Annotated in this window: 18 protein-coding genes and 1 pseudogene; 17 read left to right on the forward strand and 2 right to left on the reverse strand. The window is 55.9% G+C overall.

Features of this window, described 5'->3' with window-relative positions; translation table 11 throughout:
* The first annotated feature begins 135 nt into the window (after window positions 1–135).
* The 12 genes from VQ071_RS12585 to VQ071_RS12640 all read left to right on the forward strand — a co-directional run bounded on the left by VQ071_RS12585 (window position 136) and on the right by VQ071_RS12640 (window position 17,364).
* Window positions 136–3,237 (forward strand): hybrid sensor histidine kinase/response regulator, encoded by a 3,102-nt coding sequence (locus VQ071_RS12585; protein WP_340514340.1) that lies wholly within the window; start codon window positions 136–138, stop codon window positions 3,235–3,237.
* Window positions 3,215–4,384: a response regulator gene (locus VQ071_RS12590; RefSeq protein WP_340514341.1), complete on the forward strand. Its 1,170-nt coding sequence runs from the start codon at window positions 3,215–3,217 to the stop codon at window positions 4,382–4,384. Before VQ071_RS12585 ends, VQ071_RS12590 begins: the two co-directional genes overlap by 23 nt.
* An 89-nt stretch (window positions 4,385–4,473) precedes the next feature.
* On the forward strand, window positions 4,474–5,130 hold the full coding sequence (locus VQ071_RS12595) for a response regulator transcription factor (protein WP_340514342.1): 657 nt from the start codon (window positions 4,474–4,476) through the stop codon (window positions 5,128–5,130).
* A gap of 3 nt (window positions 5,131–5,133) precedes the next feature.
* Window positions 5,134–6,576 carry a sensor histidine kinase gene (locus VQ071_RS12600; RefSeq protein WP_340514343.1) on the forward strand — a complete coding sequence of 481 codons (1,443 nt, stop codon included), beginning with the start codon at window positions 5,134–5,136 and terminating at the stop codon, window positions 6,574–6,576.
* Window positions 6,573–7,319 carry a hypothetical protein gene (locus tag VQ071_RS12605; protein ID WP_340514344.1) on the forward strand — a complete coding sequence of 249 codons (747 nt, stop codon included), beginning with the start codon at window positions 6,573–6,575 and terminating at the stop codon, window positions 7,317–7,319. Before VQ071_RS12600 ends, VQ071_RS12605 begins: the two co-directional genes overlap by 4 nt.
* Before the next feature lie 187 nt (window positions 7,320–7,506).
* On the forward strand, window positions 7,507–8,934 hold the full coding sequence (locus VQ071_RS12610; RefSeq protein ID WP_340514345.1) for an ABC transporter substrate-binding protein: 1,428 nt from the start codon (window positions 7,507–7,509) through the stop codon (window positions 8,932–8,934).
* Window positions 8,927–9,793 carry a carbohydrate ABC transporter permease gene (locus VQ071_RS12615; RefSeq protein ID WP_340514346.1) on the forward strand — a complete coding sequence of 289 codons (867 nt, stop codon included), beginning with the start codon at window positions 8,927–8,929 and terminating at the stop codon, window positions 9,791–9,793. Before VQ071_RS12610 ends, VQ071_RS12615 begins: the two co-directional genes overlap by 8 nt.
* An 18-nt stretch (window positions 9,794–9,811) precedes the next feature.
* Window positions 9,812–10,681 (forward strand): carbohydrate ABC transporter permease, encoded by an 870-nt coding sequence (locus tag VQ071_RS12620; RefSeq protein WP_340514370.1) that lies wholly within the window; start codon window positions 9,812–9,814, stop codon window positions 10,679–10,681.
* A gap of 27 nt (window positions 10,682–10,708) precedes the next feature.
* Window positions 10,709–11,821 (forward strand): efflux RND transporter periplasmic adaptor subunit, encoded by a 1,113-nt coding sequence (locus VQ071_RS12625; protein WP_340514371.1) that lies wholly within the window; start codon window positions 10,709–10,711, stop codon window positions 11,819–11,821.
* 136 nt (window positions 11,822–11,957) lie between these two features.
* Window positions 11,958–14,003: a catalase gene (locus VQ071_RS12630; RefSeq protein ID WP_340514347.1), complete on the forward strand. Its 2,046-nt coding sequence runs from the start codon at window positions 11,958–11,960 to the stop codon at window positions 14,001–14,003.
* 194 nt (window positions 14,004–14,197) lie between these two features.
* Window positions 14,198–15,955, forward strand: a complete 1,758-nt coding sequence (locus tag VQ071_RS12635) for a Rieske (2Fe-2S) protein (RefSeq protein WP_340514348.1) — start codon at window positions 14,198–14,200, stop codon at window positions 15,953–15,955.
* A gap of 224 nt (window positions 15,956–16,179) precedes the next feature.
* A complete protein-coding gene (locus VQ071_RS12640; RefSeq protein ID WP_340514349.1) occupies window positions 16,180–17,364 on the forward strand; it encodes a GntR family transcriptional regulator in 1,185 nt (394 codons plus the stop codon).
* A gap of 89 nt (window positions 17,365–17,453) precedes the next feature.
* On the opposite strand, the gene VQ071_RS12645 is transcribed toward VQ071_RS12640, so the two are convergent.
* Window positions 17,454–17,597, reverse strand: coding sequence for a hypothetical protein (locus VQ071_RS12645; RefSeq protein ID WP_340514350.1), 144 nt, complete (start codon window positions 17,595–17,597; stop codon window positions 17,454–17,456).
* A gap of 76 nt (window positions 17,598–17,673) precedes the next feature.
* Between VQ071_RS12645 and VQ071_RS12650 the strand changes: the two genes are divergently transcribed.
* The 5 genes from VQ071_RS12650 to VQ071_RS12670 all read left to right on the forward strand — a co-directional run bounded on the left by VQ071_RS12650 (window position 17,674) and on the right by VQ071_RS12670 (window position 26,247).
* Window positions 17,674–18,825 carry an ABC transporter substrate-binding protein gene (locus VQ071_RS12650; protein WP_340514351.1) on the forward strand — a complete coding sequence of 384 codons (1,152 nt, stop codon included), beginning with the start codon at window positions 17,674–17,676 and terminating at the stop codon, window positions 18,823–18,825.
* An 85-nt stretch (window positions 18,826–18,910) separates the two neighbouring features.
* The gene (locus VQ071_RS12655; RefSeq protein WP_340514352.1) at window positions 18,911–19,813 is read left to right on the forward strand and encodes a carbohydrate ABC transporter permease; all 903 of its coding nucleotides are present in this window, start codon (window positions 18,911–18,913) and stop codon (window positions 19,811–19,813) included.
* Window positions 19,810–20,691 carry a carbohydrate ABC transporter permease gene (locus VQ071_RS12660; protein ID WP_340514353.1) on the forward strand — a complete coding sequence of 294 codons (882 nt, stop codon included), beginning with the start codon at window positions 19,810–19,812 and terminating at the stop codon, window positions 20,689–20,691. Before VQ071_RS12655 ends, VQ071_RS12660 begins: the two co-directional genes overlap by 4 nt.
* Before the next feature lie 58 nt (window positions 20,692–20,749).
* The gene (locus VQ071_RS12665) at window positions 20,750–23,143 is read left to right on the forward strand and encodes a GxGYxYP domain-containing protein (RefSeq protein ID WP_340514354.1); all 2,394 of its coding nucleotides are present in this window, start codon (window positions 20,750–20,752) and stop codon (window positions 23,141–23,143) included.
* A gap of 71 nt (window positions 23,144–23,214) precedes the next feature.
* Complete coding sequence (locus VQ071_RS12670) at window positions 23,215–26,247, forward strand: alpha-mannosidase (protein WP_340514355.1); 3,033 nt, start codon at window positions 23,215–23,217, stop codon at window positions 26,245–26,247.
* Window positions 26,248–26,600: 353 nt separating this feature from the next.
* Here VQ071_RS12670 and VQ071_RS12675 read toward each other — a convergent pair.
* Window positions 26,601–26,970 (reverse strand): annotated as a pseudogene (locus tag VQ071_RS12675) (hypothetical protein); the annotation flags it as partial.

Below are 26,970 nucleotides of genomic sequence, written 5' to 3' on the forward strand. Positions count from 1 at the left end.
GCTGATTGCGGTCCGACGGGCGGCGGACTGTGCTGGGGCGAAATATGCTAGAATGAGAGTCACCATCTTACCGGAAGGCGTGCTGAAGCATTCATGACCCCACTCTCGAAGCGCCTGCGCCGGCGGCTGCCGCTTATGGCCGCTGTGGCGACGCTGGTTATTCTGCTTGGCGAGGCGGCTGTCTGGGCTTTCCATTTGGACGGCAAGCCCCGCGCCGTGGACGGCGTGCTCGACCTGCGGCAGTGGAGCCTCGCGCAAGACGGCTCCGTTCCCCTGAACGGCCGATGGACGCTCTACTGGAACGGGCTGCCGGCAACCGGCGCGGACGCGGAACGGGCGAAGCTGCGCCCGCTTGACGTCAAAGTGCCCGGCGAGTGGCGGGAGGCGGGATTGCCCGGCAAAGGGTATGCCGCCTACCGCCTCACCGTCGAGATGCAGGGCAATCCGGGAACGCTGGCGCTGCGCATACCGGCGATCGCCCCGGCTTATCGCATTCTCGTTGACGGCCGGGTTATCGCCGAGACCGGCTTCGTCGCCGCCGACCGCACCGCCGTCCGGGCCGCTTACAAGCCGCAGACGGCGACGTTCGAGCCGTCCGGCGCCTCGTTCGAGATCGTCGTCCAGATCGCGAACGAGCTGTACCCGCACGGCGGCATCTGGTACAGCATGACGCTCGGCACGGAGCGCGATATGGCGGCGAGCCGGCTGCGGACGGAGATTGCGGAGCTGGCCGTGTTCGGCGGCTGCGCGCTGCTCGGCCTGTACCAACTGGCATTATACGTCATGCGGCGCTCCGAGCGGTCCAACCTCTATTTTGGCGTATGCTGCATGCTCGGGGCGGTCCGCTTCGGCGCGGTCGGCGACATGTATATCGTGCAGCTATTTCCGCATGCGGATATCCGGCTGCTGATCATGCTGGAATATTTGACTTATTACGGGGGCATTACGGCGGCGCTGCTGTTCGTGCGGGAGCTGTATCCGCGGGAATATCGCTCCGCCGTCATCCTGCCGCTGGCCTTGATCGGCGGCGCCTATATGGCCAGCGTGCTGCTGCTGCCGGCGGATACATACACGCGGCTGATCGACTCGTACAAGCTCGTCTCGCTGGCGAGCCTCGCGTACATCGTCTTCGGCTTCTGCAAAGCGCTCGTTCGCGGAAGGGACGGGGCGCTGCCGCAACTGACGGGATGGCTGCTGTTCGGGGGCGCGGCGCTGCATGATATTTTATACAGCAACGGGTGGACGGCGGGGGGCGACATTCAACTGGTGCCGTACGGCCTCATCCTGCTCGTCTTCATCGAAGCGATGGAGCTGGCCCGCAGATTCACGAGCGCTTACCGCGTCATCGGCACGATGTCGGAGCAGCTGATCGCCTCGAATCGGATGAAGGACGAATTTCTCGCGAACACCTCGCACGAGCTCAAGACGCCGCTGCACGGCATGCTGAATCTGGTGCAATCGCTGGCGGAAGGCAAGGAAGAACCGGTCAGCGACCGTCAGCGGGAACGGCTCGAGCTGGTCGTCTCCGTGGCGCGGCGCATGTCCAACCTCATCAACGATATTCTCGACTGGTCGCGCTTGAAGAACAACGCCATCCAGCTCGAGCGCTCGTCCGTCGATCTTCGTTCTGTTATCGCGGCGCAGGAGGAAGTGTTCCGCCACTATATCGGGACCAAGCCGGTCGCCTTGCGCCTGCAATGGCCCGAGCGGCTGCCGCCGGTATATGCCGACGAAAGCCGGCTGCTCCAGATCGCCTACAACCTGATCGGCAACGCGATCAAGTTCACGCAGCAGGGCGAAGTGACGGTATCCGCGCGGGCGGACGGCGGCATGGTTCATCTGACGGTGGCCGACACCGGCATCGGCATCGAGGAAAATAAGCTGGAGACGATCTTCCAATCGTTCGAGCAGGTCGGGACGTCCGTCGCGCGCGAATACGGCGGAGCGGGGCTTGGCCTCGGCATCGCCAGGAAGCTGGCCGAGCTGCACGGCGGACGGATCGCGGTCGCGTCGGCTCCCGGTCAAGGCTCCGCCTTCACCGTCAGCCTGCCGATTGCCGCCGGCAAGCCGCAGCTCTACGACGAAGAGGGCGACGCCCGCGCCGCGGCGTCGCTGGCCGCCTATCGCGCGGAAGCTGCCGCAGACCGCCCGGGCACGGCGACCGGACCCGGACGGAGCGGTTCGCATCGCGAGCCGCGTCAGCCGCTCATTCTGGCCGTCGACGACGATCCGGTGAACCTGCGCGTGCTGGAGGCGGTGCTCGCGGACGAGCCGTACGGCATCGTGACCGCCGCCAGCGGGGACGAGGCGCTGCAGACGCTGGAGAGAGAAGGCCGCGCGATCGGGCTTGTCATTCTGGATGTGATGATGCCCGGCCGGTCGGGATACGAGACATGCCGCCAAATACGCCGCGCATACCCGCTCAGCGAGCTGCCTGTTCTGCTCACGACGGTGCGCGGCGATCAGGCGGACGTCATGCTCGGCTTCGAGGCCGGAGCGAACGATTATTTGACCAAGCCGTTCGAAGCCTACGAATTGCGGGCCCGGACGCGCACGCTGCTGGAGATGAGACGGTCCGCCGAGGAGGCGGTGCGCTCCGAGCTCGCGTTCTTGCAGGCGCAGATCAAGCCGCATTTTTTGTACAATGCGCTGAACACCATTTTGTCCTTTTCGCTTGAGCGGCCGCAGACGACACATGACTTGCTGCTGCACTTGAGCCGCTATTTGCGGGGCAGCTTCGACTTCCGCAACAAGGACAGACTGGTGCCGCTGCGCAAGGAGCTGGAGCTGGCCGAGGCTTATTTGCAGTTGGAGCAGGCCCGGTTCGGCGATCGCCTGCGCGTCCGGTACGAGGTGGAAGAGGGGACGGAATGCTTGCTTCCTCCGCTGACGCTGCAGCCGCTTGTCGAGAATGCGGTGCGGCACGGGATCACCGGCAGCGAAGACGGGGGCACGGTTGTGCTGTCGGTGGCCGCGGCTGCCGGGATGACGATCGTCAGCGTCGAGGATGACGGGCCGGGGATGCCCGATTCGGTTGCGGCGCGGCTGGCCGGACCGTCGGAAGGCGGGGCGGGCGTCGGGCTGCGCAACATTCGCGAGCGGATGCTGCGCCTGTTCGGAACCGAGCCGGAGATCGGGACGGGCAGCGCCGGCGGGACCAAAATCACGCTGCGAATACCGGACGCGGCCAAAGTCGGGGAACGGAGGGAAGACGATGATTCGAGTGATCGCCGTTGACGACGAGCAGCCTGCCCTACACCGGCTCGGCAAGCTGCTGGAATCGTTCGGGAACGTGGAGGTTGCCGGGTTGTTCGATCGCGCGTCGGCGTGCCTGGATTTCGCGCTTGCCGAGGAAGGGCGGATCGACCTCGCGCTGCTGGATATGGAAATGCCGAAAATACACGGTCTGGAGCTCGGCCGCCGACTCCGCGAATGCCGCCCGGAGATCCAGATCGCCTTCCTGACTGCCCATGAGCAGTTCGCCAAGGACGCGTTCGAAGTCGAGGCGCTGGATTATTTGCTCAAGCCGTTCGCCGTCGGCGATCTGGCCCGGATTCTCGAGCGGTGGAGCAAGCGCAGCGGACGTTCCGCCGGCGGCAAGCAAGAGGACGATGGCGGCCGCGATGATGCAAGCGAAGGCCCAGGCGGCCGCGGTGTCGCGGTTCACAGCTTCGGTCCGTTTACGGTGCTGACTCCCGGCCGGGAGCCGGTCCGGTTCCGCAATTCCAAGTCCAGGGAGCTGCTGGCGTATTTGCACCAATTCCGCGGCAAGCCGGTCGGCAAATCCCGGCTGCTGGAAGATATCTGGTACGGCCGAAATCCCGAGCGGGCACAGGTTACGCTGCACACGACGGTGTATCAGCTGCGCAAGGATCTTGAAGCCGCCGGCTTGGCCGATCCGCTCGTCCAGTCGAAGACGGACGGAGGAAGCTACGCCGCGCTGCTGCCGGTCTCGTACAGCGACGTCGAGGCTTACGAGGAGGAGCAACGGCAGTTCAAGCGGACCGGCTCGCTGTCGCATGCGCTCAAGGCAATTCGGCTGTACGGCGAAGGTTATTTGCCGGGAAGCGGATACGTATGGGCGGCGCCGCGGCAGGCCGAGCTGGAGCTCGGTTATGCGGAGCTGCTCGAAGCGGTGGCGGGGCTGTACGTCAAGCAGCACAAGTACGATATGGCGCTCAATTCGCTCCGCAAGCTGGCGGAGCTGAGCCCGCTCAGCGGCCGATTGCACACGATGATGACGGCGCTATTGCTGCTGATGGGCCGGGAGGAAGATGCGCGCGAGTACAGCGCTCTTGCGCGCGAATTGCTCGCCGACTCCGGCGTCGCGGAGCGCCTCGACTACGCGGCGATCGCCGCCGATCCGCTGCGCTGCTTCAGCTAGAGGAAAGCACAGAGGCTGGCTGCACTATGCGCGGTTCTATATAATCATGTAGAAGTACGGCCATATGATTGTTCGGGAGAATGAAGCGGATGAACAAGAAGATACTGATCGTTGAAGACGATATTCACATATCCAAGATCATCAAGATGAATCTGAACCTCATGAATTATGCCACCACCGAGGTGTACGACGGTCTGACGGCATTCGAGATGCTCAAGCGGGAGAAGTTCGATCTTATTTTGCTGGATGTGATGATTCCTCATCTGGACGGGTTTGAGCTGATGGAGAAGATCAAGCCTTACGGCATCCCGGTCATCTTTTTGACGGCAAAAAACTCGGTCTACGATAAGGTGAACGGTCTGAAGCTGGGCGCTGACGATTATATGGTCAAGCCCTTTGAAGCGATCGAGCTGCTGGCCCGCGTAGAGACTGTGCTGCGCAGATACGGTCATGAAGACAGAGTGGTGGAATTTCAGCATATTCAAGTGGATCTTGATAAAAGAGAAGTCGTAATCGAAGGCACGCCGGTAGAGCTGACGCCCAAGGAGTACGATCTGCTGGTGGTGCTGCTCAAGAACAAAAATATCGCCCTGACGCGGGAGCAATTCCTGGATAAAGTATGGGGCGGCGATTATTACGGCGAGACGCGGACGGTAGACATGCACATCAAGTCGCTGCGCAAGAAGCTGGGTTTGCAGGAGCAGATCAAGACGATCTACAAAATCGGCTACCGGCTGGAGGATTGATGGATGAAGTTTTGGCAGAAAATATATTTGTTTTCGATTCTTGTTTTTGTCATTATTTTTAACATCGCTTCCATCATGGTCATTGAACGCAGCCACAACAAGATGCTGAGACAGGCCATTAACACGGCTTTGAGCCAGAACATCAGCATTCATTCCAGCGTGAATGCCATCGTGCCGATTCTGAGAATCTATGATTCAATCGATTACGAGCAGACGGTCCTGACGCGTATTGCCCATGAATTTGTGGACAAGAACAGCGATCAGGGCATTTATATGGACATTACGGACGATTCGCAGCGCACGGTGTTTAATAACGCCGATTTCCCGATGCCCGCGGCACGGAGCGAGCTGGCTGATCTGGATGAGGGCAGCATTCATTATATTTTGCGGGATATGGATGCCAGGACGATTCTGTTCACCACGAACATTACCGATATTAATCACAAAAAATATGTATTCACCTATATGAAGGATGTCACTGCGGTTTATCAGGACCGGCTGGACCAGATCAGCTTTTTTGCCAAAGTCGATCTGGCGGCCTGTCTTTTGTTTATGGTAATTATGTTTTTCGTGAGCAGAGGGCTGACCAGATCGATCGACCGCCTGAACCGCACGGCGAAGGTCATTGCCCAAGGGAATTTCTCGGAGCGCGTCACGTTGCAATCAAGGGATGAGATCGGTATTCTGGGGTCCAATTTTAATGAGATGGCGGAGGTTGTCGAAGATAAAATCAACGAGCTGGAGCGCAACAACGAGGAAAAGCAGCGGTTTATCAATAATTTTACGCATGAGCTAAAAACGCCGCTGACCTCGATTATCGGGTATGCCAATTTTTTGCGGACGACCAAATACAACGAAGAGCTGTTCGTGGACGGTCTCAATGTCATTTACTCCGAAGCGAAGCGGCTGGAGTCGCTGTCGCTGAAGCTGATGGATTTGATTTTGCTGCAGAAGGAACAGTTTCAGATGGAGCTGCAGCACTTCGGCGAGATCATGGCGGAGATAAAGCCGTCGCTGGAGCTTATGGCGAAGGAGAAGAATGTGGCGATTGTGCTGGATTGTGAACAAGGGGAACTGCCCCTGGAGCGCGATCTGATCAAAGTGCTGATGTTTAATCTCGTGGATAATGCGCTCAAAGCCTCTGCGCCGGCACAGACGATTGCCGTGCATTCGTATTGGCGGGGCGGGAATTACATGGTTGCCGTCATCGATCAGGGGATCGGAATTGGCGAGGCGGATCAGGATAAAATATTCGAGCCTTTCTTTATGGCCGATAAATCACGAACAAGAAGCAGCAACGGCGCAGGTCTCGGTCTGGCGATCTGTCAAAATGTTGCCGATATTCACGGTGCGGTCATACGGGTCAACAGTGTGGTGCGGCAGGGGACAACGGTGGAAGTTGTGTTTGCGCCGAGTCCTGCCGCGGAAAGCGAGCTGCATCCATGAGAAAATATATGATGCTTTTGCTGTACTCGGCGCTGCTGCTGCCGGTCACAGGATGCCAAAGCTGGTTCAACAGTATTCCCAAGGATACCGTGATGGTCAAAAAAATCGTGCAGGAGCATCAGAGCAGCGAGATCGAGTACGAAGGTGTCCTGTCTCAGAATGCGGTGAAGACATTAAGCGTACAGGCGGTATACAAATTTCTGAACATCAAGCTGGCTCCTGATCATGTGCAGTTCGAGATCATGGCTGTCGATCAGAACAAGCTCAAGGAGCTGCTGAAGGAAACCGTCCAGGTTGACAGGCGGGCGGCCGCGGAAGGCATGTCCCGGCAAAGCAGGTCGTTCACCTCCGACATCCAGGCGATTACCGGCGGGCTGTATTATGTGACATTGACGTCATCGGACGTTCCCGGGGAGTCTTATGACATTGTATTAAATGCCAAGGATGGCGACGTGTTGAAGGTTCTGCGTTCCTATCGGGAGAGCAGAGCTATGCCGAGCAGCTCGGAACAACAGATATTCGATCTTGCCAATCGGTTTATCGAACAGCATGGAAGCGATCCTCTGGCTGAGTTAACCCCGCAGCTTGATTTGATCCGTCGGGGGGCCAATGTGGAGCTGTATTTTACAAGCAAGGATAACAAGACCCTGAAGTACTGTGTCGTGGTTAATAGCGGCAGCAATGCAGTCGTAGGCTTCAGCAAGGATGTCATGGCGCTGCTAAGCTATAATTCCAAACGGTAGAGGGATTCGACTTCATTTATAAAGAAGGTTGATTCAAGGTCATGAATATGGCTTGGAATCGGCCTTTTTTGCGTGCTGCCACCCGCGCTTCAAACTTTACAACTTCTATATAACTCTATCTCACTTATGATATATCCGCTCTTTATACTGTTAAACATGATAAAACAATCGAAAGGAAGTATTCGTTATGAAAAAAATCATGCTGACGATATTGGCCACGGTGTTCGTATTCACGATATCCGCTTGCAAGGCGGGCAATGGAAATCTGAATCATGTTGCTGACACTGGGGGAGTGAACACGGGTCAGCAGCCGACGGAGCATTCGGCATCCGAACCGGATCAGCCGAAAGGCTTGGGCGCACCCTCCACGACGAAGCAGAAAACCGTGGTGTTCTCTACCTTTTTCCCGAGTGATTACTTCAAAGAAGCCAAGAAAAAATATGAAGCCAAGCACCCTAACATTACCATCGATCTGAGATCGGTTGAGACGGACAATGCGCATCTGGAAGAAAACCTGGAGAAATTCGCAAAAACAACGGGCACGGCGATGCTCTCGGGACAAGGGCCCGATCTAATTGAAATGGATCAACTGCCGTCCGGCGACTATGTGAAGCAAAAGCTGCTGGCCAATCTTGGCGAAATCATCGATCAGGACCCTGATTTTAAAAAAGAACAGTATTTCACCAACATTTTGGAAGGGATAAAGGTTAACGGCGGCATGTATGGCTTGCCGATCGGGTTCTTTATTTATGGTCTGATGGGCAATGAGGATGCGATTCAAAAGAGCGGTGTGACCTTCGATGATAGCCATTGGAGCTGGGAGCAGTTCATCGCGACAGCCCAGGCGATGACCCAAGGAGCCGACAAGGACCACCAATACGCTTTGGGCGGAAGTATGCCGGAATATATGACCGTGCAATTCGTAAATGAACGATATGCCACCTTCGTCAATCAGGAGCAGAAGAACGCCAATTTTGTATCCGGCGACTTTACCGACCTGCTGCAGCAGGTAAAAACGTTGTTCGATAAAAAGGTAGTCAGCACAGAAGCACGCTTCCCGTTGTTCAAAACCGTCCAGGTTAACTCACCCGTGGATTATATCCGGGAGCTGCGGATGAGTGAATTCCTGTCCGGAGGCAATGCCCATACCTCGAAGCTTTATTTGAGTCCGAATGCCGATCCGCAGCATCCGGGCGGTTCCTTCCGAACCTATCAGACGATCGGGCTGAATGAGCGTTCATCCGTAAAAGCCGAGGCTTGGGACTTTATGAAGTTTCTGCTTTCGGATGAGATGCAGGGCAAACCCGACGGTGCCGGATTTCCGCTGAATAAAACCTCTTATGCGAAAAAAGCGCAAGCGCTCGTTCAAAAAGGGTCCATCGAGTCCGATCAGCCGATCGGGCCGATGAAAGGCAAAAGCTTCAAAATCACGCAGCAGGATATTGATGATTTGGACAAATTCCTGGACGGGGCGACGTACCCGCTGCAGTTCAAACCCTCCAAGATTGACGAGATCATCGCCGCAGAGGCACAGGCTTTTTTCGCCGGACAGAAGTCGGCCGATGAAGTAGCCAAGCTCATTCAGAACAGAGTAACCACCTATCTCAATGAGTAGGCTGCAACGCAAAGATTGGACGGCTGCGGTACTTTTCCTGGCGCCCAGCTTGATCGGCTTTTCCGTATTTTATCTCATTCCGTTTGCCGCAGGGCTGCTCTACTCCTTCCGGAACAGTACCATCGGAGGTGCGTTTGTCGGCTTCGATAACTATGAGGCGGTGTTGTCCAGCGGTTCGTTCCGCAAGGCGGCCGCCAACACGCTGCTTTTTACGGGAGTAAGCGTTCCGCTCATTATTGCGCTGTCCCTATGCTTCGCGCATCTGCTCAATCGGCGCTTGTTTATTCGCAACTGGCTTCAGACGGCATTTGTACTGCCGCTGGTCGTCCCGGTCGCCTCGATCGTGATGATGTGGCAAGTTCTGTTCGACTGGAATGGAACTCTGAATATGTGGCTGCAGCATTGGCATATGGGACGGATCGACTGGATGAAGTCGGGGGGGTCCATGGCGGTATTGACGGTGGTGTATATATGGAAAAACATCGGCTACAACATTATTTTATTTCTCGCCGGCTTGCAAAGCATTCCGAAGGATTACTATGAGACGGCGGATATAGAAGGCGCAAGCGGGCTGCACAAGTGGCTGCATATCACATCGGTCTACTTGACGCCGACGATGTTTTTTGTAGTCCTGATGTCGATCATCAACTCCTTCAAAGTGTTCCGGGAGACATACCTGATCGCCGGCGATTATCCGCATGATCGCATTTATATGCTTCAGCACTATATGAACAACATGTTCATGTCGCTCGATGTGCAGAAGCTGACGGCGGCGGCTGCGCTCATGGTAGCCGGTATCCTCCTTTTCGTAAGTGTCATGCTGATGACGGAACGCCGCTTCCGGAGCTTTATGGAATAAGGAAGGACCGTGGGCACAATGGTTTTGTTGCGCAAAGCAGCGTGGACGGCAGTGATGAGTATGATCGCGTTGGCGATGCTGTTGCCAATTCTGTTCACATTCGCGAACTCCTTCATGACGGAGCGCGAGATTGACCATAATTATCGTCTGATCGGTCGAATGGTCAACGTTGCGGCAGGGGAGAAGAACGGTTTTATTAACCTGAAGCTGATTCCCGACTGGGTGTCTTTAAGCCAATATGGGGAAGTGCTGGTGCGTAAACCGCTTTTCCTGCACATGTTCTGGAATTCCGTGTTTATGGTGGTGCCGATCATCGTCGGACAGGTCGTTGCAGCTTCGCTGGCTGCCTATGCCTTCGCCAAGCTCCGTTTCCGGGGAAGGGAGAAGCTGTTCCTCGTATACTTGATGACGATGCTGATGCCGTTTCAGGTGACGCTTGTGCCCAATTACATTATCGCGAACAAGCTTGGGCTGATGAATAGCACCTCGGCGATTATTTTGCCGGGAATATTCAGCGCGTTCGGTGTGTTTATGCTGAGGCAGTTCATGCTGTATATTCCGTATTCCTACCTTGAGGCAGCCAAAATGGACGGGGCCGGACAGTTGAGGATTTTCTGTTCGATCATGCTCCCGCTTATCAAGCCGGGCATGGCGGCCTTGACGGTACTGCTGTTCGTGGATAACTGGAATATGGTGGAGCAGCCGCTGGTCTTTTTGGAGGACGCCTTTAGGCAGCCGTTGTCGCTGTACTTGTCACGAATTAATGAGGAAGCCCGCGGCGTGGCGTTCGCCGCATCGGCATTGTATATGGCTCCGATGGTACTGCTGTTTTTATATGCGGAGTCGTATTTTATTGAAGGCATTCAATTGTCGGGCATTAAAGGGTAGTTCGTTCACGGGGTGATCATATTGGAAGTGCAGCATGCAGGGCGCAAAAAAACAATCGCTGTAATCGCAGGCGTGTCTCTCGGACTGCTGATCTTACTCACCTTGTTCAGCAATACACTGATGTCGTTGACCTTGCCCAAGGTAGCGCTGCTCACGGTGAGCCGGGGCGCGCTGAGTCACGAATATGCGAGCACCGGCGTTCTGAAATGGAAGGCGGAGACGGAACTAAGCAGTACCTCCGGCTGGAAAGTGAAGGCGGTGGCGGTCAAGGAAGGCGAAGCGGTGCAGACAGGGCAGACGCTGATCACATATGACAGCAAGGACATCGAGCAACAGATTCAGGATGAACAGGGAAGTCTCGCCAAATTAAAGCTGTCCACGGACGGCTTGCAATATGACTTAAAGGAAGCTCTGAAAGGCGAGGATGAAAAAGCGATCCATGACGCGACAATCGCCTATAAAAGTCATGAGATTGACATCGAGACCGAGCAGCGGCGCATTCAGAAGCTGCAGCTCAGTCTAAATGACAATTCGAAGCTGGTTGCCCCCTTTGCGGGAATCATAACCAAAGTCAACGCAATGGCAGGCGTTCCTTCCAGCGGACCGGATGTGATCATTTCCAATCAGAATTCGGGCTTGATGTTAGAGCTGTCATTGCCGGCTCCGGCAGTTGCCCTGCTCAAGGTGGGCGCTGAGCTGGATGTGCAAGTGAATGGCGAGGAGGCCGCACAAATAAAGGGGCAGATCGAGAGCATTCAGGATGGCGAGTCTGTGAATTCGGATATCGGAGCAAGTGCGGCCGGTGATTCCGCGGTTCCGATGAAGAAGCTTATCCTCTCTATTCAAGACCCTGCGGCCAAGGCAGGCGATACGGCCCAGGTTGATCTGACCCAGACGCTGGAGGATGTGGTGCTTGTACCTAATGCGGCCATTCATGATGAGGGCGGCAAGCAATATGTATTTGGCATCGAGCAAAAGGACGGGCCGCTCGGCAATGCCTTTTATGCTCGTAAAGTTTATATTACGGTCGACGATGCCAATGATTCGCAATCTGCCGTCACCGGCGGGCTGTTCGAGCAGGAATCTATCATCATAGAGAGCAGTGAACCCTTGCAGGAGGGTGACAAGATTCGTATGTAGACGAGTGAGCTGATAGGGGCGTCGCACCATTCAACTACATATTTGCTTGTCTCATCGGGCACAATATTTGTCAGAAAAGGAGCCGTTTTAAAATGGAGCCGCAATGACTGTTTAAAAAATACTTGAGGTGATACGTTTGAACGAGAACGATGTCAACAAGAAGCGCGAGCAATTGGAATCGTTTGTTCACGAGTCGGAAGGACAGAAAATGACTTCCAACGAAGGCGTTACCATTGCCGACGATGAAAATACGTTGACGGCCGGCGAGCGTGGGCCGACGCTGATCGAAGATTTTTTGTCGCGCGAAAAACTGGCTCACTTCGACCGCGAGCGTATCCCTGAACGTGTCGTGCATGCAAGAGGGTACGGGGCGCACGGGGAGTTCCAGCCCTACGAATCGTTATCGGATTTGACGATGGCCGATTTTTTGCAGGACGCCAACAAAAAAACGCCGTTGTTTGTCCGGTTCTCGCAGGTCGTCGGCTCCAAAGGCTGCAATGAGACCAATCGGGACGTGCGGGGCTTCTCCATCAAGTTTTATACCGACGACGGCAATTTCGATTTGATTGCCATTAACATGCCGGTGTTTTTTATTCAAGATGCGATCAAGTTCCCCGACTTGATTCATGCGGTGAAGCCAGAGCCGGACAATGAATATCCGCAAGGTCAGACCGACCACAATACGTTCTGGGACTTTATGGCGAACAATAAAGAGACGGCCCACATGTCTTTATGGATCGCCTCCAATCGCGCATTTCCCAAAAGCTTCAGGACGATGGAGGGCTTCGGGGTACATACATTCCGCCTGGTGAACAAGGATGGCGTATCCCACTTTGTTAAGTTCCACGTCAAGCCGTTGCTCGGCGTACATTCGTTAATATGGGACGAAGCGCAGCGGCTCGGTTCCGATGCCGATTTTCACCGCAGGGACTTGTGGGAAAATATAGAGGTCGGCAACTATCCGGAATACGAGCTGGCGATCCAGGTCATCAAAGAGGAAGACGAGTTTGCCTTTGATTTCGATCTGCTCGATCCGACCAAGTTATGGCCGGAAGAAGACTTTCCTTTGCGCAAAGTCGGCAAGCTGGTCCTGAACCGCAATGTGGACAATGCTTTTGCCGAGACGGAGCAGAGCGCATTCCACCCCGGCAATATCGTCAGAGGCATCGACTTCTCCAACGATCCGCTGCTTCAGGGCAGATTGTTCTCGTATACGGACACGCAGCAGGCCCGACTTGGCCCGAATCATCAACAACTGCCGATCAACCGCCCGGTATGCCCGTTTGCCAACAATCAGCGCGACGGCGCTTCGAGGATGGTGATCGACCGCGGCAAGGTTGCCTATCATCGCAACGGACTGGCGAATAATACGCCGTATACGGTACCGGGTACGCAAGGCGGGTTTGTCACTTATCCATCGACCGTAGATGGACATAAGGTAAGATCGACAGCGCCGTCGTTCAAGGATCATTACTCCCAGGCCAGAATGTTCTGGAACAGCATGAGCGAAGTGGAGAAGCGGCAAATTATAGGCGCTTACTGCTTTGAACTCGGGAAATGCGGGCCGTATGTGCGGCAAGAATGGGTGAATGTAATTGCTCATATTAGCCGTGAATTGGCAGTCAGCGTTTCCAATCAACTAGGCACGACCGTGCCGGACGTCGAGGAGTCTCCGGTTACGAAGTCCTCTCCGGCGCTTAGTCTTCAAAATACGATTTTTGTGCCGGATACATTGCGTGTCGGTATGTTCTTAGCCCAAGGCTTTGAAGGTCCGAGTGTCAGCAAACTTGTGGAGCAATTAACGGCGGCAAAATTAAAAGTTGTGTTTGTACACGATACATTAGGGATGGTCAATGGGACAAAGGGCGTAACCTATGAAGTGCATGACAGCTTTTTGACGGGGTCCCCGCTTGTATACGACGGTATTGTTATCGTGGGCAGCGGCAGCATTACCCCCTATTTTACGAATACAGCGCAGAAATTCACAACGGATATATACAATCACTTCAAGCCGATCGGCATCGTGCAAAATGGCGAGGCCGTGCTGGAGCCGTTGGGCCTCATGCCTGATGAGGGGATCGTTACGGATTCGGATGCGGATTTTGCCGGCAGATTTATCGATGCAATGGCCAAGCAGCGATTTTGGAACCGTCCAAGCTTTCTTTATCCTGCTTTGGTTTAATACGGTTGCGGCCATTTGCTGCGGCCATGTCCCGGTATTCCACCCATTGCAGAACGGCAGCCCGACGGCTGCCGTTTTGCTTTGTGTCGATTTTTCGTTTGCCGCCTCTATCGGTATTTTTAAAACAAGTATGTTGGCAACCATCTCCTATGTTATGTTGGTGACAAGGCTGCAATCATGAAGGAGGAGAAACGATGCGTACAGAACAATGGGTTTCTGCCGGCATGCTGGAGCAACTGAGAGCGGACGGGGCTAAAGTCATCAAAGGAGGAATCGCCGTATTTGCCCATGAGGACGGGGCGGCGGCGGTGGACAATCGCTGCCCGCATCTGGGATTCCCGCTTCATCTGGGAAGTCTGTGCAACGGCATACTGACCTGCCACTGGCATCATGCGCGCTTCGACGTATGCAGCGGCGGCACGCTCGATCCGTGGGCGGACGATGCGTTGGCACACGATGTCCGGGTCGAAGACGGGGAAGTGTGGGTCAATGCCGTACCGCGGCGGACGATGACGATCGAGAAGCTGCAACGGCGGTTGCAGGAAGGCTTGGAGCAGAACATCGGCATCGTCATCGCCAAAGCTGTCGTCGGCCTGATCGAAGCGGGCGTGTCCGAGGACGAGATCGTGCGCACCGGCATCGTCTACGGGACATCGCAGAGCGGCGGCTGGGGCAGCGGTCTGACCATTCTGGCGGCGATGCGCAATGTGCTGCCGAAGCTGGACAAGTCGGGACGGATACTGGCGCTGTACCACGGGCTGGTGCATGTTGCCCGCGCAGGAGCCGGCCGCGCGCCCCGGCGACTGCTCGGTCCGCTGCCTTCCGCGGACGCATCGGCCCGGCGGCTGGCGGAGTGGTATCGCAACTGCGCGGAAGTGCGCGACTCGCAAGGCGCGGAGAAAGTGCTGCTGACAGCGATCGCCGCCGGCATGTCCCCGGATCGGCTCGCAGACATGATGCTCGTCGCAGTCACGGATCATTTCTATCTGGACGGCGGGCATACGTTCGATTTTCATAACAAAGCGTTCGAGACGCTCGAAGCGATCGGGCCGGATGCAGCCGAACATGTTGTGGCTGCGCTCACGCCGCTGCTGAGTAACCCGTCGCGCAGCGAGGAGCAGCACCACTGGCAATCGCCGGTCGATCTGGTGACGCCGCTCAAGCAGGCGTTCGAGCGGCTGCAGCGCGACGAGCGGCAGATGCGCGTCCATGACGAGGCTGCCGCGTTCGATGAAGAAGCATTCGTGGCGCAGCTGCTCGGCGATCAGCCGCTTGCCACGATCCAGGGGCTGACCGAGGCGCTGCTGGGCGGCATCGATCCCGCACGATTGGCCCGACTGATCGCCTTGGCCGCCGCGGAGCGCATCCTGCGTTTTCATACTCAGAATGACTTTGGAGATTGGCTCGCCGTTCTGCATACGTTCACATATGCCCATGCCGTACATGAGCGGCTGCTGCGATCGCAGGAGCCGCTGCTGCATCGCGCGTTGTTCTACGGGGCAATCGCGATCTATCACGATCGGTTCCTGAACGTGCCGCGCGCTCCGAAGCCGAAGGCGGACGAATATCCGGGCGCAGCCGAAGCGTCGACAGACGACTTGCTGTCCATGCTCGACCGGCGGCAGCAAGTAGAGGAAGCGGCAGGCTGGGTAGCCGCCTATCTGGACGCCGGCCGCGACCACGCGCCCTTGCTCAATACGCTGGGCCACAGCCTGCTGCGCGAAGACGCGGAGTTCCACTCGTTCCAGATGTACGAAGCCGCGATCGCCGAGTACGACCATTGGCGCGCCCTGCGGGGAACAGACGCGCTGGCCGAGCGCGCCGCCGATACGATGCTGATCGCATGCGTTCGTTATCTGGCCGCTCATGCCCCGACGGCGCGCGAGATGCCGCATACGGCACGCATCGCCTGGCGGCTGCAGCGCGGAGAGAAGCTGTTCGAGGCTGAATGAAGCCAGGCGCACGCCAACCCAGCCTTTTCTGTATATTTGTCACATTAAAGCGTACACTCGTCATCGTGTCGATGACGAGTGTTTTTCTATATTAAAGGCCGATATGACGGTGAAGCTGTTGTTGGTCGTGACCCGCGCATCCACGCATCGAATCAGACGAGGATGGGTGAAATAAAAATATTTATGTGGTATATTTATATCAAAAAAACAAGGGGATACCACATATGAACGAAGAACAATTTGCGCGCAAAAGAAAGAAGCTATACGAACAGGTCAAAGAAGGGATCTTGGAGATCATCGCCGAGAAAAGTTTGGCGCAGCATGACCCGATTCCCTCCGAGGGGCAATTGGCGGAGCTGTTTAATGTGAGCAAAATGACCAGCAAAATGGCGATCCAGGCGCTGGTAGACGAAGGAATCCTGTATCGGCTGGCACGGAAGGGTACTTTCGTAGGGGAATTGAGCGAGGACACGATGCAGTCCGCTTCTCAGCGCATGGGCAGGGACATGCCGGGCGGCGCCGGCAAAAGGCTGATTGCTTTGATTTTGCCGGAGATTGATGATTTTACAGGCAATATTTTATTGTCCATGGAAAAGTCCTGCGCGCTTCACGGGTTTCATCTGATCGTCAAGCTGAGCGAAGATCTGGAGGACGAGGCGGAAATTTTGCGGGAAATGTCCGAGACATCCAGCGTGCTCGGCATATTGCTGTTTCCGAGAGGACGGAAAGTGTGCGGGGAGCAACTGATGAAGCTGCGTCTGGCCAAATACCCGATCGTAATCCTGGACCGCTCGTTCAAAGAAATCGATTTTGACTGCGTCCTCCACGATCACTATTTGGCAGCCTACCGGATCACGAATTACTTAATCGAACACGGCCATCGCAAGATTGGTCTTTTAACCAATCAGATTGACATCGCGAAGAGCCGCGAAGAACGCTATCAGGGATATATTCAGGCGCTTGTCGATTCGCATGTCAGCATTTACACCAATCTTATTTATTCCGTCGAAGAGAAAGGCGGCCCGATGAACAGAACCAACATCTCGGAGGATCCGATCGTCGATGTGCTAATGGAATATTTGAAGACGAGCGGAGATATGACAGCCGTATGCTGCACGGAAGACTTTTTGGCCGTTAAGCTTGTATATGCCGCCGAAAAGCTGGGTATCCGGGTCCCGCAACAGCTATCCGTTACGGGGTTTACCGACAACAAGGTGATTGACTTTTATCCGTTGCCGCTCACCACAGTGAGGCAGCCGGCGGACTTGTTCGGAGAAGCGGCGATCGGTTTGTTGATGGAACGTGTCAGCAACCCGGATTCGCCGCTGAAAACGATAAAGCTGGAAACCGAGATTGTAGAGAACAAATCGGTGCTAAGGCTAAAAAAAGAGATGGACAACCAGGTCTGATATATCAAAAAATATCAGTAATATAAATATATCTATATTGATCTATAAATGTTATTTGATATATAATTGCCTTGCGGTGAATATCAAATTCATTTCTCTGGGGGAACATCCATGATCAGAAAAATCTCGGCAAGCGTCCTGGCTTCAAGCATCGTATTGACGATGGCGGCGTGCGGATCGAACGACAGCAATGCGTCAAGCTCGGCTTCGCCAAGCGGCACGGCAGCAAGCACGGCAAGCGCCTCCGGCGCCAATCAAAATGAAAGCGTTAAACTCCAGGTGGTCGGTTCCGATTGGGACGACGCAAGCATGTCCAAGCTCAAGACGGAAAACCCGGATTCTCTCGGCTACTTGACGAGAAGTGCGATTGAAAAGGATCATCCCAATTACAAGGTCGATTTTCAAAACTGGGGATGGGCAGAGGATCTCGACCGCAAGCAACGCGCAGCGATTCTGAGCGGCAGCGTACCGGATATCGTGCACGGCGAGACATTCATGCCGATCTATGCCTCTGAGGATATTCTGACGCCGCTGCCGGACGATATCGTCAGTGCGGTTAATCCGAACTTCCTGATCCAAAACAAGAGCGGCCAACCGGTCGCCGTATCGCCGAAAGGCAACGTATTCCTGCTGTTCTACAACAAAGATCTCCTGCAGCAAAGCGGTATCGATCCGGAGACGGTTCAACTGGCAACCTGGGATGACTGGAAGTCCGCGTCCGACAAAGTCACTGCATCCGGCGGCGGCAAATCGTTCGGCGGCGGCATTCCGTCCCATCCGCATGCCGGCGGTGCGCTGCGTCTGACAGCCTTCATCAGAAGCGTCGGCGCAGATTGGGGCGGCGGCGACCAGGTGACGATCGATACGCCGGAAATGGCCAAAGCGCTCCAGTTCGTCCGGGATATGGACCACAACTACCCGAAGGGCATCGGCAACGGCACCGACGAAGGTCCGCTCTACAAGATGTTCAACGAAGACAAGACTTTAGGTTTTGTCGTTAACGGCACCTGGCAGGCAGGGGACGCTATCAAGAACAATCTGAACTATGGCGTCGTATCTCTGCCCGTCGCTCCAGGCGGCGTCGTTGCCAATACGCTGGTCGGCTTCGACTACTACGGCGTAACGAACGGCTCCAAGAACAAGGAGCAAGCGTTCGACATTATTCGCACGATGCTGAAGAAGGATATTCTCGGCGCGGCCTCCAAACACGACATCACGCCTCCTGCGACGACCGAACTTCAAAGCGATGCCGATCTTCTGGCCGTCAGTCCGATCCTCAAAGCGGGCATCGAGACGATCACAAAAGGCGAGCTGAAGGGACTGCCGGTCTTCAACAAAAACAATGCGCAAATCTGGGATGTCATCGATACGAAGGTGATCGCAAGAGCGACGATGACGGGCGATGCGATCGACAAGATTCTGAAGGAAGGACAGGCGGAAGCCGAGCAGTTGCTGAAATAAAGGCTCGGCATTAAATGAGCGGGGGCGCCTAAGTACAGCTACCCTCGCTCATCTCGGTAATCAGGCATCAAGGAGGCAGAGAAACATGGCGCGCGTCAAACCCGCAGCGAGTGCGGTCAGAAAAAAAGAAGCGCTGCTCGCTTACTCGATTATCGGTCCGATCTACTTATGGTTTCTGGTGCTCATTATCGTGCCGATCGGTATCGGTATATTTATTTCCTTCACCGAATGGAACGGTTTGGCGAGCCATCCGACATGGGTCGGTCTTCACAACTATTCTACCTTCTTTTCAAGCCCCGATTATTTGCTCTCTCTCTGGCGCCAGATTTGGATCGGAGGACTGGGCTTCGTCGCGAATACGGTCATCGCACTCGTATTGGCGCTCATGCTGAATGTTCCAATGAAGCTGCGCGGCTTGTTTCGCTCTACCTTTTTCGTGCCGAGCATATCGTCCGTAGCGACGACGACGGCTGTCGTCATCGCCTTGCTGAATCCTCAATCCGGACCGCTCAACCGCGCGCTTCAGTCGCTCGGCATGGAACCTGTCGTATGGAGCTATTCGACGTTCTGGATGGTGTTCTGGATTACGGCCTACAATTTGTGGAGGAGCGTCGGTCCGACCGCTATCGTCTGGCTCGCCGGCTTGCAATCCATCGACCCGACGCTCTATGAAGCGGCTCGCATCGATGGGGCTAACCGGTTACAACTCATCCGCTATGTGACGCTGCCTGGTCTTAGGCCGATTGCCAGCTACATCGTGATCACCGGGCTGATCGGCTCCATGCAGATGTGGGATTCTGTCATGTTCCTGTCGCGCGGGGGGCCTGTAGGACATACCGACGTGCTGATGTACCGGATATACAGAGACGGCCTCGAGAGCTTCAATATGGGCATGTCCGGCGCGTCTTCGATGGTTCTGGGCGCGGTTACGCTGCTGTTGACGTTCGTATATATTCAATTTTTCGTAAGGCGGCAGGAAAACGCATGAAAATGACCCTGTTTTTAAAAACGTTGTGGCTGCTGCTGTTGATCGCGATCGCACTGATTATGATTTATCCTTTCGTGTTTGCCTTTATTGCGGGCTTGTTTCCCAAAGACGATTTCACCAACATCGGCTCTATGCTGCCTATTCCGAAGCGGGTTGTGACGGATTGGTACGTCGGGCTGTTCGAGCCGGCGATGCTTCGGCCCTTCTTCAATACGTTTTTCAGAACGGCGTGGTATACGCTGGCCGTGACGGGAATGGCTTTTCTCGTCGGCTATGTGCTCGAGCGGCTCCGTTTCCCCGGCAGATCCTTTTTCTTCTTTTTCATTATTGTCATTCAGATGGTGCCCGGCGTTCTGACCCTCATTCCGACTTACATCTTGATGGCGAAGATTCCGTTTCTCGGCGGCAACGACTGGCTCGGGACCGGCGGACACGGTCTTATTAACAATCCGCTCGTGCTGTATGTGCTCATCGGCCCGGCCAATATCGTCTGGATTTATTTGTTCCGCCAGTCGATCAGCGCCTTGCCGAGAGACTTCGAGGAGGCGGCATCGATTGACGGCAGCGGCTTTTACCGGACGCTGTTCACGGTCATTCTGCCGATCCAGTTGCCGATTATCGCCACGATCGCGCTTAATACGGCAATCGGTACTTGGAACGATTGGCTTAATCCCTTCATGTACGTCAACAAGCTGGAATACACGACGCTTACCGGCTATGTCGGACTGCTCGTCAGTGCGCTTTCCAAGTTCGGGGATCGCAACTATCCGCTTATTTTCGCGGCATCGACGGTAGCTACGCTGCCTCCGCTGATCATCTTTTTGTTTATGCAAAAATATATCGTCCAGGGCTTCGCCAACGCGGGTATCAAGGGTTAACGCGCCTGGCGAACGGAACGGCAAGCACTGCATGTTTTTATTCGAGAGGAGAATAAAAATGAAAAACGGTGTACGAATCATGCTGCTTGTATTGGTATTTTCGCTTTCCATATCCGGCATTTCCGTTCGCCAAGCTGCGGCCGCAGGCGGCTTGTATCCGAAGATGACGTCGGCAGCCACGCTGTACGTCTACGATCTGCGCGGCGATACGCCCGAGGCGAAGCTCTCGGCGCTGGCGCTGCAAGGTCTGGTCAATCAGGGCACAGCAAAAATATATGTGCTGACAAGAGGCAGTACCGACACGGACTGGCTGAACGCTTCGGGCAAAAGCTATGTGAACGTAACGCTCCTCGGCGGCAGCAACCCGGGTCTGCGGACGTTGTACCGCGACTATCGAACCTCGGTGTCCAAGCTGATCGAATGGGACGGGGCGAAGGATTGGACGTTTAATATCGCCTTGATGAAAGGAAGCCTGGAGGCCGGGCTGCCTGTCACGGACGGCATCAAAAATAGCCTCGTCTCGGAATTCGGATCGAAGCCGGTCGAGGATATCCGATCGAACTGGAGCGGCCGGACCGCAGCCTATGACTGGGCGCTGGATAACTTGATGCCTTCCTTGAACAAAAAAGCGTTGTTCACCGCCGGTCTGCGAACGACCGAGCCGAATCCCAAAGACAACTGGACCGGCAACCCTTGGCTTATTTTCGATTATGCGGTAGCGTCCAAATCGTTCGTGTTCTATCTGGATCCCCGTGTGCAGAGCGAGCGGGACGAGATCGTCAAGATTGTGCAACGGGGCGGATACGCGCCGGGTACAGGCGTGTTCGGCTACGCGCCGAACGGCGACGAGCTCAATGCGACGGTGAATCCGTACGGCATCGGCTACGTGGTATCGGACTATTATTCGAACGGCAGCGTCTGGTCCAGCTTTCCTAATCATACGTATTCGCAGGCGGCCGGTACGGCCGTAGAAGCGCGGCCGGGCAAGGTGTATGTATCGATCCTGGCGAGCGACGGAGACAACCTGCAATTCGATCAGGGATCGCTATACAAGCAATTCCAGAGCAGCGCGAAGGGCGCGGTGCCTGTGGGCATCACGATCGCACCGTCCGCACAGGAGCTCAATTCGCCGATGCTCGACTATTTTTATGCGAACAAGACGAGCAATGTCGAGCTTGTCGCCGGACCTACGGGCTATCAATTCATCTACCCGGAAGACTATACTGCAGGCTACGCGACCTGGCTCAATTATAACAAGCAGTGGTTGGCCGACGCGGGCATCCGTACCTCGCAAATATGGCACAGCTCAATCAACAGCCCAAGTCACCGCCAAATGGCCGACAGCCTGATCGGCACGGGTGTGGCCGGCTTGTTCAGGGGCGACGATGCGCAGCCGATCGATGCCTATCACGGCATATACACCGTGACGCAAGGCGATATGGTCCAAAATGCCGGGGATATATACAACGTATTAAAAAATGTCAGCGGCAACGCGACTCGTCCCGTCTTCCATAACATCTATCCGATACTGGCCGGATACGGGCAGGATGCGAGCGATAATGCGCTGTTTTTCGACCGTGTCAAGGCCGAGGTCGACCGTCTGAACGCCGATTTTCCCGGCAAGTACGTGTTCTTGAAGCCGAGCGACGAGATCGCCACGATCGCCAAGCTTAATGCGGGACTCAAAGGGGTTGCCTTCAACGCCGACAACACGGATGCCGAGACCGTGTACCTGTATGAAAACAACGGTTCTGCGATGGATAACGGCCATCGCTACGCGGACGGCAACGCCAACTGGATTTATAAATTCAATCTGGACTCGGAGGTTAGCAAGGCGACGCTGACGCTCGATATCGGCGGCGATTATGTGGTCGATCTGTCGCGGGACGGCACGAGCTGGACCAATGCCGCGCATGCGAGCGGCGGGTTGAACAGGACGACGGAAAACTGCAACATCAGCGGCTGGCTGACGGGCAATCCGTCGAAAACGATCTATGTGCGGTTCAAGGACGGAAGTCCCCAGAACGGTTATGGACCGAGTCTGTACCGCCTGTCGGTCTCGACCGAGGGAGCGGGAGTGAACCTCGTTACGCCAAGCTATGCGGACAATCAATATATCGTTCAGAACACCGGCAATATCGACAACGACCATCGCTTCGCCGACGGCAACGACACCGTCATTTACAAGTTCGATCTGAACGACAATGTGACGGCAGGCTCGATGGTGCTCGATATTGCGGGCGAATTCAGTGTGGATATTTCGAAGGACGGTACGACCTGGAGCAATTATGCCTACGCCAACGGTGTCTCCTCCAGACATATAGAGACCTGCAACATCGCCGGGGAGCTTGCGAACAATCCGAACAAGATCATTTATGTCAAATTTAGCGATCGAACGACGGGCAACGGCAATGGCCCGAGCTGGTGGAACCTCAATATTACGGCCTCATGACAAGCGGGGAAAGCATAAATAATCGTTGACAGGTTGGCGGTATCGGTTGTCAGCAGCGGGAGTGATTCACAATGCCTTTCGAAACGGAAAAGGTCATGATGGAAAAAATCAAACGAACGAAGGAACGGCTAGAAGCGTCGGTCTACCGGGTCGTAGGTGTGCTGGCAGTCGAAGCCTGGGCGACCAAGGAGCCCGTGCCCTACGATGAACGCCAATCCGGCAGGTATATGCGGCTCTCGCCCGGCGACCGGTGGGGGGAGCTGTGGGACTGCGCCTGGTTCCGCTTCGAAGGGGTGGTGCCTGCCGAGGCGGTCGGGGCCAAGGTGGTAGTGCTGATCGACGTGAACGGCGAGCTGTGTCTGGTCGACGAAGCAGGCAATCCGCGGCAGGGACTGACCAACATCAGCTCGGAATTTGAGGCCTCGCTCGGCAAACCGGGAAAGAGGGTCGTGGATGTGGCAGTCTCGGCTGCAGGTGGCGAACGAATCTCGATATGGGCGGATGCCGGCTGCAACGACCTGTTCGGCCATTATCGCAGCGGCACTTTGAAGGAGGCGGACATTGCAGTCTGCGACGAGGCTGCGCGCCGGCTGTACTATGACTTCGAGGTGCTGTTTGAACTCGCGGATCAGGTCCCGGAGCAGAGCTCCCGCCGGGCGCGGCTGCTGCGCAAGCTGTACGAAGCGTCGCTCGCGCTGGCGGAGCTGACGCCGCGGACGCTGGAGCGCGCCTCGGCGCTGCTTCAGCCCGAGCTCGCCCGTCGCGGCGGCGACGCCGAGCTGCGCGTGAGCGCCATCGGGCACGCCCATATCGACCTTGCCTGGTTGTGGCCGATTCGCGAGACGATCCGCAAGGGTGCGCGTACGTTCTCGACCGTGCTGCGCAACATGGAGAAATACCCGGATTATGTGTTCGGAGCGAGCCAGCCGCAGCTTTATCAATGGATGAAGGAATATTATCCGGCACTATACGCGCAGATCAAGGAGCGGGTCGCCGAAGGTCGTTGGGAGATCCAGGGTGCGATGTGGGTCGAGCCCGACACGAACGTGTCCGGGGGCGAGGCGCTTGCGCGGCAGATTTTGTACGGCAAGCGTTTTTTTCGCACGGAGTTCGGCGTGGACGTAGAGACGCTCTGGCTCCCCGACGTGTTCGGCTACGCAGGCAGCCTGCCGCAGTTGCTCTTCGCCGGGGGCGTCCGCTACATGATGACGCAGAAGCTGTCTTGGAACGTATACAATCAGCATCCGCACCACAGCTTCATCTGGGAAGGCATCGACGGGACGGGAGTCTTAACCCACCTGCCGCCTGAGGATACGTACAACGGTCCGGCGGCGCCACGTTCGCTCGCGAAGATCGAACGCGATTATCTGGATAAGGGCGTATCCGATCATGCGCTCATGCTATTCGGTATCGGCGACGGCGGCGGCGGTCCCGGCGAGGAACATCTGGAGCGTCTGGCGCGAGTCGGCAATCTGTCAGGTTTGCCGCCGGTTGCGCAGGAGACTTCGCTGTCATTTTTCCAGCGGCTGGAGATGGAGTCCGGATCATTTGAGCGGTACCGCGGAGAGCTGTATCTGGAAAAGCATCAAGGTACGCTCACGTCGCAGGGGCGCAGCAAGTGGTACAACCGGCGGATGGAACTGGCGCTGCGCGAGACCGAGTTCGCGGCTTCGCTCGGATTGGCGCTGGGCGACGAGGGCTATCCTTCAGAACGGCTTGAGACGATCTGGAAGGAAGTGCTGCTCTACCAATTTCATGATATTCTGCCCGGCTCCTCGATTGGCCGTGTATACGACGAATCGCTGGAACGATACGCGGCGCTTTACGAAGAGGTGCTTGAGATGCAGCGCACCGCGTACGCTCGCGCGGCCGCTCGTCTGGGGACGGGCGAAGAACCGATCGTCTTTAACTCGCTGCCATGGCCGCGCAAGAGCTGGATCGAGTGGCAGGGGCAGCGACGTCATGTCTTAGTACCGGCCATGGGGGCAGAAAAGTTGTCCGCCGCGACGCTTGAGCTGCCGGCGGAGACGCTGATCGCTGCGGACGGCGTTTTGGAGAACGGCCTGCTTCGCGTCGTGTTCGCCGCGGACGGCAGCTTGTCGTCAGTCTACGACAAGGATGCAGGTCGTGAAGTTTTGGCTGCGGGAGGCCGCGGCAACGCGCTGGCCGTCTATTTCGATGACGGAGATGCCTGGGATTTCCCGCGCGACTACCGAGACATGCCGGTCGCCGGACTGTCGCTCGAACGCGCAGCATACCGTGTGGAGGCGCATCGGGCGGTCGCGGAGCTCGTGTACCGCTTCGGCGAATCGACGCTTCAACAGACGGTGTCGCTATTGGCGAATGGAGACACGGTCGAATTTGAGACGTTGGCGGATTGGCGGGAATCGGGCAAAATGCTCCGGACCTCCTTCAACACCTCGGTTCTTACGGATACGGCAAGCTGCGAAATACAATTTGGTTACCTCAGACGGCCTACGACGCGCAATACGATGCAGGAACTGGCGCGCGACGAAATTTGCGCACATCGCTATATCGATCTGTCGGAAACGACCTATGGCGTCGCGTTGTTGAACGATAGCAAATACGGTCACCGCGCATCCGGAGGGACACTGGACCTGAACCTGCTGCGAAGCCCGTCTTATCCCGATCCGAATGCGGACAGGGCGGAGCATCTGTTCCGATATGCGCTGCTGCCGCATCGCGGCGATCACGTCTTTGCAGGTGTCGCAAGAAAAGGCTATGAGTTCAATGTGCCGCTGGCGCTCGTCGAGAGCGGGTCTGATGCCAGCCCGTCGGCCGCATGGAATCGGGAACACGAGGCGTGCGTGGGAGGAATCTCGTGGTTGAGTATGGAGCACCCGCAAGTCATAATCGAGACGGTGAAGAAAGCCGAGGACGACGGGCGAATGGTCGTGTTGCGGCTCTATGAAAGCGCAGGGTCCCCCGCGCAAACCCGTCTTCGGATCGGGCTGCCGTGCGTTGCTGTCGCGGAATCGGATTTGATGGAAAATAAGCTCGCCTCATTATCGTTTGAAGACGGAAGCGTGCCGCTTTTTTTTAGACCGTTCGAGATAAAGACGATCGCCTTGAAGCTGAACTGACCGTAACGAGTACCGCCCTGACGCGACAATTGCGCTTCTCACTGAGCCATTTGTAAAAGCCGCTCCGAGACACGTTTAGTACAGCGTACATCTGTCGCGTCCTGGCTTCGGGCGCGGAGGGATTTTGTACTCAACTCGACTCCCGCCGGACAGATTCGCTGGGCGCCGGTCAGGGCCGAGGAGTATCGACTGCCGGATTGATTCAACACTTAATCGCTGCGCCGTGCTCTATTAAAACTTACGTTTATGATAGGGCATGCCGGCGCCGTCTTCGCAGTAGCATTTGAGACTATATAGGAAAATCGCCCAATTGTAGCTGCAGGAACGATAAAATGGCGTTACTTCCTTCCAGTTCAGACTTTTGGATTCGGGATCAGTTCCTCTATTCTCATTTTGGTCGTGTCACCGCGGCCAAATTCATTAATAAAACCAAGCTCATTATTAACGATGAGTTCATTGGTCCATATTTCCGCCAGTCCTTCAGCGGTTGTTAAAGTTTCGTACACTTTCGACGCCGGGACATGTACAGTTTGCAAGTGCTCGATATTTGCCATGACTTGCTCCGTTCTTACTGCAATAATTAATGTTAGATGCTGGTTACTACTTAGGTGTTCAAAAAGAGAAATGGCCGCGCATGGCAGCTGCGAGAGAGGCGTGAAGCGGAAGGTTCTGCTTGAGAAGAGTAGAAATGAAACTACGGATGGTTGCGAAAATATCGCCGCC

Source organism: Cohnella sp. 56 (assembly GCF_037963805.1).
In the GTDB taxonomy this organism is placed as follows: domain Bacteria; phylum Bacillota; class Bacilli; order Paenibacillales; family Paenibacillaceae; genus Cohnella.